Annotated in this window: 10 protein-coding genes; 7 read left to right on the forward strand and 3 right to left on the reverse strand. The window is 39.1% G+C overall.

The features are described 5' to 3' along the window. Positions 1-95 precede the first annotated feature (95 nt). Positions 96-767 (reverse strand): nucleotide exchange factor GrpE, encoded by a 672-nt coding sequence (gene grpE, locus IQ247_RS19880; protein ID WP_193922845.1) that lies wholly within the window; start codon positions 765-767, stop codon positions 96-98. Between the two features lie 589 nt (positions 768-1,356). Between grpE and IQ247_RS19885 the strand changes: the two genes are divergently transcribed. The 7 genes from IQ247_RS19885 to IQ247_RS19920 all read left to right on the forward strand — a co-directional run bounded on the left by IQ247_RS19885 (position 1,357) and on the right by IQ247_RS19920 (position 8,904). Then, the gene (locus tag IQ247_RS19885) at positions 1,357-3,369 is read left to right on the forward strand and encodes a GspE/PulE family protein (RefSeq protein ID WP_193922846.1); all 2,013 of its coding nucleotides are present in this window, start codon (positions 1,357-1,359) and stop codon (positions 3,367-3,369) included. Between the two features lie 192 nt (positions 3,370-3,561). Beyond that, positions 3,562-4,668, forward strand: coding sequence for a type IV pilus twitching motility protein PilT (locus IQ247_RS19890; RefSeq protein ID WP_193922847.1), 1,107 nt, complete (start codon positions 3,562-3,564; stop codon positions 4,666-4,668). 269 nt (positions 4,669-4,937) lie between these two features. Continuing rightward, complete coding sequence (locus IQ247_RS19895) at positions 4,938-6,167, forward strand: type II secretion system F family protein (protein ID WP_193922848.1); 1,230 nt, start codon at positions 4,938-4,940, stop codon at positions 6,165-6,167. A gap of 299 nt (positions 6,168-6,466) precedes the next feature. Beyond that, positions 6,467-7,024 (forward strand): hypothetical protein, encoded by a 558-nt coding sequence (locus IQ247_RS19900; RefSeq protein ID WP_193922849.1) that lies wholly within the window; start codon positions 6,467-6,469, stop codon positions 7,022-7,024. A 778-nt stretch (positions 7,025-7,802) separates the two neighbouring features. Then, positions 7,803-8,015 carry a DUF2997 domain-containing protein gene (locus tag IQ247_RS19910; RefSeq protein WP_193922851.1) on the forward strand — a complete coding sequence of 71 codons (213 nt, stop codon included), beginning with the start codon at positions 7,803-7,805 and terminating at the stop codon, positions 8,013-8,015. A 44-nt stretch (positions 8,016-8,059) separates the two neighbouring features. Beyond that, complete coding sequence (locus tag IQ247_RS19915; RefSeq protein WP_193922852.1) at positions 8,060-8,446, forward strand: DUF1257 domain-containing protein; 387 nt, start codon at positions 8,060-8,062, stop codon at positions 8,444-8,446. Then, complete coding sequence (locus IQ247_RS19920) at positions 8,446-8,904, forward strand: ferredoxin (protein ID WP_193922853.1); 459 nt, start codon at positions 8,446-8,448, stop codon at positions 8,902-8,904. The genes IQ247_RS19915 and IQ247_RS19920 overlap by 1 nt, the downstream gene beginning before the upstream one ends. A gap of 243 nt (positions 8,905-9,147) precedes the next feature. On the opposite strand, the gene trxA is transcribed toward IQ247_RS19920, so the two are convergent. After that, positions 9,148-9,471, reverse strand: a complete 324-nt coding sequence (gene trxA / locus IQ247_RS19925; RefSeq protein WP_193922854.1) for a thioredoxin — start codon at positions 9,469-9,471, stop codon at positions 9,148-9,150. A gap of 394 nt (positions 9,472-9,865) precedes the next feature. Continuing rightward, positions 9,866-11,029 carry a GuaB3 family IMP dehydrogenase-related protein gene (locus IQ247_RS19930; RefSeq protein WP_193922855.1) on the reverse strand — a complete coding sequence of 388 codons (1,164 nt, stop codon included), beginning with the start codon at positions 11,027-11,029 and terminating at the stop codon, positions 9,866-9,868. Between the last annotated feature and the right edge of the window lie 288 nt (positions 11,030-11,317).

Consider the following 11,317-nt stretch of genomic DNA (forward strand, 5'->3'; position numbering starts at 1 on the left):
AAAAAGCACGGATAAGTTACTAGATTAATTGGGATGCGATGCTCGCCTATTAGGATTAACTGCAAGCAGTTTTGGTTAGTTTAAATGGCTACAGCTTAACTACTTGCTTCCCCAAGTTGATTTTCTTCTGAAGAAGACGTATCTTCTTGCGGAGCAGCCACCTTTACCATTGCATGACGTAGCACGCGATCGCCAAGAAAGTATCCGCGTACTAACTCTTCTAACACTGTTCCTTCCGGATATTCATCCGTAGGTTCGCGCATTACTGCTTCATGTTCTTTGGGGTCGAATTGCTGACCTTCTGGACGCATTGGCGAAACACCTAAGCGTTTGAGACTGTCTACTAACTGCTTGTAAACGCCTTGATAACTTTTGTGAATCCCCATTTCTCCATCATTTTGGGGTTTAATTTGCGCTCGCGCTCGCTCAAAATTATCAACTATTGGCAATAATTCTGTAATCGTATTGCGCTTCACCTGTATTTCTAAATCTTCTTTTTCTTTGAGGGTGCGTTTGCGGAAATTTTCAAAATCTGCCGCAATTCTCATATATTGACTGCTACGGTCATCTAATTGGGCTTTTAATGACTCAATTTGAGCCATTTCTGCTGTACCAGCATTTGATTGCTCTGTCGCTGGGGTTGCTCCTGCACCATCTTCTGTATTAACAGTAGTCTGATCTGCCGTTACGTTTGCTTGGGCTGTGACTTGTTCGTCAACATCACTGTTGGAAATATTGGAATTTGTTTGTAGAGAGTCGCTGTTCATTACTTGATTTACCTCTGTTTGTTCACCGAATAGCATTGCTGTTAATATTCAGTCATTATTCTCTAACCATTTGGGAATAGTTTACAGGGTAGTTTTCACCACCTCATAAAATACCAGCTTAAACATTCAATGACTCTGGGGGATAAAAACGGCGTATTTGTTTGCCAGAATATTCTGTCCTATGTGGTATCACCGTCATGTATTATCACAAATGCTGAACCGGAATGATGACTTTCTTACTAGTGGCTTATTGTTAGGAATTTAGTACCTATAAATTGCCTGCCTGTATTAGAAAATCCACTTAAATAATTATTTAAATTTCAAACTATAGTTACTACTTTTTTTCTCAAAAACACCATTTACATCCAAAATTACTACTATGGGCGGTAGTTCATAAGCAAGAGCTACCTATAGAAGCATAAGTCATCAAAAAACTCAATTAGAAATCCTTGACCTTTTGCCCAGGGATAGGTGATTTTTGAGCTTAAAAAAAATTTTAGCTAAGTTTTCTTGGTTTGGATGAAAATTCTGCACCCTTGCTTGGGAATACTTGAACCATAGGTTTGTGCAGCATCCATTATCTCAATATATGACTTATTCGTCACAACAAAGGCGCAGTACCGCTCTGAGTGTCAGATCGGAATTCTCGCCTTTTGGTAACAAACTGGTTCAATCTGGCTTTGTGGATAACAGCCAGATGAAGCAGGCACTTATAGAAAGCCGCAAATCCGGTAGACCTTTAACTGAGGTTATCGAATCAATTGCAGGGCGACAACTATCGCCAGAGCTACTTAGAGAATATAAAAAGCAACAGCTATTTGAACTTAAAATTCTTTACGGTGTCGAATTTCTCGATCCGGAAGTTAACCAAGTTGGCGCGACTTCGGTAGGAAGCTTAATTGAAACTCTTATCCCGGTGGATATTTGTCGTCGTCACCGTCTAATTCCATTGTCAAAACACGAAGACCAAAACCCTCCTTACGTGTTGGTAGCAATGGTAGATCCAGATAATCTTGAGGCTTCCGATGACCTGAATCGGATTTTGCGCCCCCAAGGCTTCGGGTTGCAAAGAATGGTGATCACCCAAGAAGACTATCAACAGCTAATCAACCAATTTTTGGATGAAATGGCTGTTAAACAAAAGCATATAGAAAAGGAACAATTTACCGATATTAATCAAGATTTAGAAAATCTGGATAATCTTGATTTAGAAGATGCTCCTGATGACGCAGAGGCTGACTTGGGCTCTGCTATGAAGGGTGCTGAGGATGCCCCTATTATCAACTTGGTAAATAGAATTCTCGCCAAAGCATTACACGAAGCGGTTTCTGATATTCACATCGAACCTCAGGAAGAAAATCTACGCATTCGCTTTCGTAAGGATGGTGTACTCAGTCAAGCTTTTGACCCCTTACCGAAGAAAATCATTCCCGCAATTACAGCTCGTTTCAAAATTATTGCCAACTTAGATATCGCCGAACGTCGTCTTCCCCAAGATGGACGTATCCGCCGGATGTTTGAAGGACGCAAAGTAGACTTTCGGGTAAATACTTTACCTAGTCGCTACGGTGAAAAAGTAGTGCTGCGGATTCTCGATAATTCCTCAACTCAATTGGGGCTGGATAAATTAATTACCGACCCGGAGACGTTGCAGATTGTTCAGGACATGGTTAGCCGTCCTTTTGGCTTGATTCTAGTTACAGGCCCCACTGGTTCTGGTAAAACAACATCTCTGTATTCTGCCCTCGCTGAAAGAAATTCCCCCGATATTAATATCAGTACGGTAGAAGACCCGGTGGAATATAGTTTACCGGGGATTACTCAGGTGCAAGTAATTCGGGAAAAAGGACTCGATTTCGGTACTGCTTTACGGGCATTTTTACGACAAGACCCTGATGTACTACTCGTAGGTGAAACTAGAGATAAAGAAACTGCAAAAACAGCTATTGAAGCGGCATTAACGGGTCACTTAGTATTAACCACTCTGCATACCAACGATGCTCCCGGTGCGATCGCCCGTTTGGGAGAAATGGGTATTGAATCTTTCATGATTTCCAGTTCCTTAATTGGGGTTCTGGCACAGCGTCTGATGCGTCGTGTATGTTCTGAATGTCGTATTGAGTACAAACCAACTCAGCAAGAACTCGCACGTTATGGTTTATCGGCATCTCAAGAAGCTGATGTTACCTTTTACAAAGCCAATACTCTAACCATAGAGCAAATTCAAGAAGCCAAAGCGAACAATACCCTTTGTGACAAATGTCACGGTGTTGGTTACAAAGGACGCTCCGGTGTTTACGAAGTCATGAGAATTACTGAACGCATCCAGACTTTAATCAATGAAGAAGCACCCACAGAATTAATTAAAGAAGCAGCGGTAGAAGAAGGAATGAAAACCCTGCTTGCTTACAGCTTAGATTTAGTACGTCAAGGAGCTACCACCCTTGAAGAAGTAGAACGGGTAACGTTTACCGATACAGGTTTGGAAGCAGAGTTAAAAGCTAAACGTAAAAGCGGTTTAACCTGTCGAAATTGCGATGCTCAATTACAGCCAGAATGGTTGGATTGTCCTTACTGTATGACATCGCGCTTTCAAGACTAACGGAGTTAGAAGTGAGGAGTTAGGAGTGAGGAGTTAGGAGTTAAGAGTGAGGAGTTAGAAGTTAGGAGTGAGGAGTTAGAAGTTAAGAGTGAGGAGTGAGGAGTTAGGAGTGAGGAGTTAGAAGTTAGTAATTTGATAAATCACAACTGTCAACTGTCCACTGTCAACTGTCAAACATAAAGGGATAAAAAAATGGAAATGATGATTGAAGATTTGATGGAACAAATGATTGAATTGGGAGGTTCGGATATGCATTTATCCGCTGGTTTACCTCCTTATTTTCGGATTAGCGGTAAACTAACACCTTTCGGTGATGAAGCTTTAAATGCTGATCAATGTCAAAGATTAATTTTTAGTATGTTGAATAATTCCCAACGTAAAATCCTCGAACAAACTTGGGAATTAGACTGTTCTTACGGTGTCAAAGGATTAGCACGTTTCCGAGTCAATGTTTACAAAGAACGCGGTACCTATGCTGCTTGTTTGCGAGCATTAAGTTCTAAAATTCCTAATTTTGACAAACTGGGTTTACCTGATATTGTCCGAGAAATGTGTGATAAACCCAAAGGAATGATATTAGTTACAGGTCCCACAGGCTCTGGGAAAACAACTACTTTGGCAGCAATGATTGATTTAATCAATCGGACAAAAGCAGAGCATATTTTAACAATTGAAGACCCGATTGAATTTGTTTATGAACCAGTTAAAAGTCTGATTCATCAACGTCAACTTGGTGAAGATACAAAAAGTTTTGCTAATGCTTTAAAAGGTTCTTTACGTGAAGATCCAGATATTATTTTGATTGGAGAAATGCGCGATTTAGACACAATTTCTCTCGCTATTTCCGCAGCAGAAACTGGTCACTTAGTATTCGGTACTTTGCACACTTCTTCCGCAGCACAAACCGTTGATAGAATTATCGACGTTTTTCCCGCAGACAGACAAACTCAGGTGCGCGTACAGTTATCAAACTCTTTAGTTGCAGTATTTAGCCAAACTTTAGTACCGAAGAAAAACCCTAAACCTAATGAATTTGGTCGAGTAATGGCTCAAGAAATTATGGTGATTACTCCTGCTATTTCTAATATGATTCGCGAAGGTAAAACATCTCAAATTTATTCCGCAATTCAAACTGGGGCAAAATTAGGAATGCAAACTTTGGAGAAAGTTCTTGCTGATTATGTGAAAGCAGGAGTTATTTCCTTTGAAGCCGCAATGTCAAAAACCACTAAACCAGATGAAATTCAACGTTTAATTGGTGCAGCACCCACTAATGGAAAAGTTGCTGCAAAACATTAATTACTCACAAAATTACTAGTAGTTAGCTCTAGAATTTTTACTATAGCAATCGTATTTTATTTGTGAAAAGTATTTATTAATTGAATTTGTTGACTGTTAGCTGTTAATACTCAACGCTCAACAGTCAACTTTATCAAATACAGATTACTTCGCAAATTTTCAAGAGAATGGAATGCTACAAGTGCTAAGTTTTTTGTTTAAATCAGTAATTTAATTTGTTGATTATTAAATTTTAAAACTTGTTTTTTGAATTTTAAACTATATAAATTATGCCAACTTTTGTCGCTCGCGTTCGCGATTCAGCAGGAAAATCCAAGCAAGAAAAAATAGTTGCTGACTCAATGGCACAAGCTCGTAGTCAGTTAAGACAACAAGGTTTCGTAATTCAAGACTTACAGCAATTTAAAGGTTTTGATATCGCTGATGCTCTGGATGTCACAAAATTACAAAGTAAGCTTGCTACAGTTTCGGTTAAAGATAAAGCAATATTTTCCCGTCAATTTGCGGCTTTGACAAATGCAGGAGTGGCAATTGTCAGAAGCTTAGGAGTACTTTCTGAACAATGTAGCAATCCTAAACTCAAAGAAGCACTTTTAGATATCAGTAGTGAAGTACAAAATGGTGTTAATCTTTCCGATGCCATGAGGAAACATCCTCAATGTTTTGATGGTTTGTATGTCAGCATGATTCAAGCTGGTGAAGTTGGTGGTGTTTTGGATGACGTTCTTAATCGCTTAGCCAAATTACTAGAAGATGTAGCTAGACTACAAAACCAAATCAAATCGGCAATGTCTTATCCAACTGTTGTGGGATTTTTAGCAGTGACAATCTTTGTTGCTATGACAGTTTTTCTTATCCCGATTTTCGCCAATATTTTTAAAGATTTGGGAACGGAATTACCAGCTTTAACGCAGTTTATGTTATGGATAAGTGGTATTCTCACAAGTGCTTGGGCTTTCGCTATTATTGCTTTTTTCGTAGTAGTTAAAGTCGCTTTTGACCAGTATTATAAAACTCCCGTTGGGAAGTTAACCATCGACCGTCTTTCTCTAAAATTGCCTTTGTTCGGCGATTTAATCCAAAAATCATCTATTGCTCGATTCAGCCGTACTTTTGGTTCTTTGACTCGTTCTGGGGTACCTATTTTAACCTCTTTAGAAATTGTTCGAGATACATCAGGAAACCAGATAATTGCCAACGCTATTGATGCTGCAAGAAATGAAGTTCAACAAGGAGGTATGATTAGTATTGCTTTGCAAAAAGAAAATGTATTTCCAATTATGGCAATTCAAATGATGAGCATCGGAGAAGAAACCGGAGAATTAGATGCAATGTTAATGAAAGTTGCCGATTTTTATGAAGATGAAGTTGAACAAGCAGTAAAAGCTCTTACTAGTGTTTTAGAACCAGTAATGATTGTGGTTATTGGTGGTATGGTTGCTGTAATTTTACTGTCGATGTATTTACCTATGTTTAAAGTCTTTGAAGACTTGGGTTAATAATCAGTTATCAGTTATCAGTTATCAGTTATCAGTTATCAGTTATCAAAGAAACCAGTTAATTGATAACTTTTAATTAAAACAAGGAATAAGAAATAGATGTTCCAAAATGCTAACTCCTAACTCCTAACTCCTAACTCCTAACTCCTAACTCCTAACTCCTAACTCCTAACTCCTAACTCCTAACTCCTAACTCCTAACTCCTAACTCCTAACTCCTAACTCCTCACCCCTAACTCCTAACTCCTCACCCCTAACTCCTAACTCCTAACTCCTAACTCCTAACTCCTAACTTATTTTATGTCTGTACAAAAATCTGATTACGAAATGAGCTTAACCGAATATAGCGATCGCTCTGCTGCTGTCACTCTTTTAAAGCAGTATCGTCCTTATTTAGAAATGATTCCCAGTTTACGTCGTCCCTCGGAAAGTTTAATTACTATTCCTCTACCAATTATCCGCATTCGTAAAACTGAAACAAATTTACCACAAACAACCTGTCTACCTTGTGATTTAGCAATTTTGATGTGCGATCCAGAATGGAAAATTAAAACAGGGGTGGAAATTATTGTTTTTATTCATCATCCCGGCGAGGATTTTTCTGATCTTTTAAAAAGATGGCGACAAACTCAAGTATGGTTGGATAAAGATTACGAATGGCTGATGCCTTCGCGTCACAGTCATATTTTAACTGAAGGAACTAATGCGATATATCCTTTGTTCGTAGTTTTTTCAGAAACACCAGAACGAATTAAGCGTGGTTTAGTTGCATCCGATCTACCCTTTATAGTTCAAACAGAAGAATTTGTTTTGGATGAAGAAAGGAAACAAGAGGAGCGAGAATTAGGGAATAGGTAATTGGGAATTGGTAATTGGGAATTGGGAATTGGTAATTGGTAATTGGTAATTGGTAATTGGTAATTGGGAATTGGTAATTGGTAATTGGTAATTGGGAATTGGGAATTGGTAATCCGTTTTAATCTGTGGACAGCAATGACAAGTGTACTTTCTATCAAAAAAAGTGTTAAAAAAATTCTTCATGATGAATGTAAAGATTTGTGTCAATCAGTTGACAACCAATAAATAATAATTTTGAATTCAAGTATAAAATATACAAATAGACAAAAAATAGACAAATAAAAATATTTTTTAATTATATTTAACCAGTAGAAAAGAGGGCTGACTTAGGCAATCCCTGGTTTATGGTTTAATCATTCAGTCCAAAGACATATTTTAAATATCGAATAGAAATAATCCAAATTCGACTTTTTATGACTTTATCAGACAATAAATAGTCATAATTATGAGTTTTATATCTATTTATTCTTAATTTTAGCCTCCCACTTTAGGTTATACCCTAGCTCTATACCTTGGGAGATAATTATGGTACAGTGTGATATTTTCAGCTTGACTAATGCTCTTGGTTAAGAGAAACTTACATATAATTGAAGCAAACACTTATAAAAGCAATAATTTTTGTAAAAAATATGAGACATATATTTCTGAAGATGGAACATTAGTTATTTAACGAGTGATTCTATAGATAGAGAACAAATGTTGTTGCTTAGACCAAAAGCTTTATCTTTGGTAGAAGCACAGCAGACTAAAACCGCAATCAACATGGTTGGTCAAAAGCATGGAGACATTAGAATTTATAATTTATCCAGACGGTCGAGTACAAGAAAAAGTCACTGGAATAGTCGGTAATTCTTGCGCTGAAGTTACGGCAGCTATTGAAGCGCAACTAGGGATTGTACTTACCCACGAGCCAACCTCAGAATACTTTGCTGCCAACGTGCTTTCTCAGAATAATGTTGCGAATACTCAAGCAACCTTCAGCGATTGGTAACTTTCAACTCAACTTAATTCATTTACTCTCACTGCCAAAGTATTATGTCACACTTTAGCCAGATTAAAACTCAAATTCGTAATATTGAATCTTTGAAAGATGCCCTCACCGACTTAGGTGTAGCTTGGAAGGATGGTTCCCATTCTTTACGCGGCTATCAAGGTATTACCCACACTGCCGAAATTGCGATCGAGCAAGACAATGGCTACGATATTGGTTTTAAGTGGAACGGCAAAGAATATGAATTAGTCGCCGATTTCCAATATTGGGCGCAAAATCTTTCTGTAGAAGGATTTTTACGTCAAGTAACACAACGTTACGCTTACCGCACGGTAGTTAAAGAGACTGCAAAAGCTGGGTTTCAAGTTAGCGAACAAAAACAAAATCAAGATGGTTCAATTCGCTTGTTAGTGCAGCGTTGGAGTGCGTAATGTCTGATTTTTTGCCACCAGAAAACGAGCAAGAAAATCGTTCTGGTTGCGAACCGGAATTAGGGGGTTTTTTGCGAGATAGCCCCCAACGTTCTGGCTTGGAGCCGGAATTGGGCGGTGTTTTGCGTCAAAGGGGGGTATATGTCGATGAAATTACTTGTATTGGCTGTAAACACTGCGCCCATGTTGCTCGTAATACTTTTTATATAGAACCTGATTATGGGCGATCGCGGGTGATGCGTCAAGATGGTGATTCAGAGGAAGTAATTCAAGAAGCGATTGATACTTGTCCTGTGGATTGCATTCACTGGCTTGATTATACTGAAGTGAAAAATCTTGAAGAAGAACGCAAATATCAGGTGATTCCCGTAGTCGGTTATCCGGTAGAAAGTGCAGTTATTGCTGCTCAAAGTCGTCGAAGAAAGCAAAAATTAAATCACAAAAAGTCTCGGTTTTAGAAACTTTAAAAGCTGATATTTTTGGTGAGGTGAGAAGTCGGGTTTTTATGATTTTTATCTCGTGATAGGAATATTTCAGGTAAAAACCCGATTTCTTAAATTCTTAAAGGTGGTTTTTGAATTTGATTAAAAAGGGCTGCATTTGCAGCCCTTTATTTTTGTTAATAAACAATAATCAAAAAATCCAACCGTCTATTACTGCATTAGAAAGCTGAGGATAGACGGATGGAAGACAGCTAAAATTTAAAGATACTTCTCCAAAGTATTAGCTAATGTAGTTTTAGGAACCGCACCAACAACCATATCAACTTTTTGCCCACCTTTAAAAATCATTAATGTGGGAATACTGCGGATGCCGTACTGAGAAGCAACATTCGGATTCTCATCGGTATTAACTTTAACTACCTTAATTTGACCTTCGTACTGAGAGGAAATTTCATCCACAACGGGCGCTACCATGCGACAGGGACCACACCAGGGTGCCCAAAAGTCAACTAACACGGGAACATCGCTATCGAGTACTTCCTGCTTAAAGGTGGAGTCTGTAACTTGTGTAGCTGATGACATACCTTAAAACCTTTTAATCGGATGTTTTTGATTTTTGTGAAAATTCTACCACAGCAAAAACCACTGCCTTGGTATTTGGAATATAGATTTACAGAATATCGTGAACCTATCGCAAAACATAAGGAACCGCCCGAACAATAGTCCGGGCGGAGTGTGGTGTGAGGAGTGAACGGAAACATGCGTCTCCGCTATCTCTATTGTAGGCGACATATGCAATTTTTCCAGCCATAGTTTAAAAGTAGGGAAAAATTTATTTAAGATTCGGTTGGACTGTTAGCTGTCTGGTGTTGAAATAGTTAATCATCTTTGGGTTTTTTTAATAATTGAGCATACACCTATCAATGATTAACTACTAGATATTTCTCATAGCTTATACACTTAGGCATAATTCTGTTCACTTGCCCATGCCTAAATGTTGAGCTTTTTGGTAGACTTTACCTTCGGTCAAAAGTGATGGAGCAATGACAACTTCAACCTGTTGCATTTCTTTAAGATTTTTTGCTCCCAGAGTACCCATGCTTGTTTTTAGAGCGCCTAAAAGATTGTGAGTACCATCATCAAGTTGTGCGGGTCCTGTTAATATTTGCTCTAAAGTACCAGTAGTACCTACATTAATGCGAGTACCCCTGGGCAATACCGGAGATGGAGTTGCCATACCCCAATGATAGCCACGTCCTGGAGCTTCGGCGCATCTCGCAAAGGGAGAACCAATCATTACACCGTCAGCACCGCAAGCAATACATTTACAGATATCGCCGCCAGTGATTAAACCGCCATCGGCAATTACTGGTACATAATTTCCAGTTTCTTTGTAATAATCATCTCGTGCTGCCGCACAATCGGCGATCGCACTTGCTTGGGGTACACCTACACCCAATACTCCACGGGAAGTACACGCAGCACCCGGACCGATTCCTACTAATACCGCAGCTGCACCAGCTTTCATTAAGTTAAGGGTAACGGAGTAACTGACGCAGTTACCTAAAACTACCGGGATAGGCATTTCTCGGCAAAATTCAGCTAAATCTAAGGGAGTGACCGATTCGGGTGATAAGTGTGCAGTAGAAACCACCGTAGCCTGTACAAAAAATAAATCAGCCCCAGCCTCTGCGACTACTGAACCGTATTTACTCGCTCCTACTGGAGTAGCACTAACTGCGGCAATTCCACCCCTTGATTTGATTTCTTGAATTCGTTGTTTCACCAATTCAGATTTAATTGGTTCGGCATAAAGTTCTTGCATCAAGGGTACAAATTCATCTTTGTTTACAAGAGCAATCCGGTCTAAAATTGGCTCTGGATTGTCATACCGGGTTTGGATTCCCTCTAAATTTAGTACTCCTAATGCTCCTAATTCCGACAAACGTACAGCCATCTGAACATCAACTACACCATCCATTGCACTGGCAATAATCGGGATTTCTCGCTCAATATTACCAATACGCCACGTAGTATCTGCCAAAGCAGGATCTAATGTTCTTGTACCTGGTACCAAGGCAATTTCGTCTATTCCGTAAGCCCTACGGGCTGTTTTTCCCCGCCCAATTTGAATGTCCACGTGCTTTTAATTATCCTCATGTATTTAAGCTAGGGTATCAAATTGTGGGGGTATTTTGAGCGGTTTTTTTTTCAAACTAATTGTTTTGAGTTTGAGAGGCGAAAATCACATCAAATGCGTTAAGCACGACGGAACTGAGTACTCCGTTTGCTAGACTTTATCTAAACTCCGTGAGAAGACTCCCGCCATAATCTCCGATTTGGCGGCGAGATGAATCACGGGTCAAAAAAGAAACACCTTCCGACCAAAATTGAGCGTAAGCGAAATCAGGGAGGAAGGTAGTTGAGT

The sequence above is a fragment of the Plectonema cf. radiosum LEGE 06105 genome, from assembly GCF_015207665.1.
GTDB classification, from domain to species: domain Bacteria; phylum Cyanobacteriota; class Cyanobacteriia; order Cyanobacteriales; family Nostocaceae; genus Rivularia; species Rivularia radiosa_A.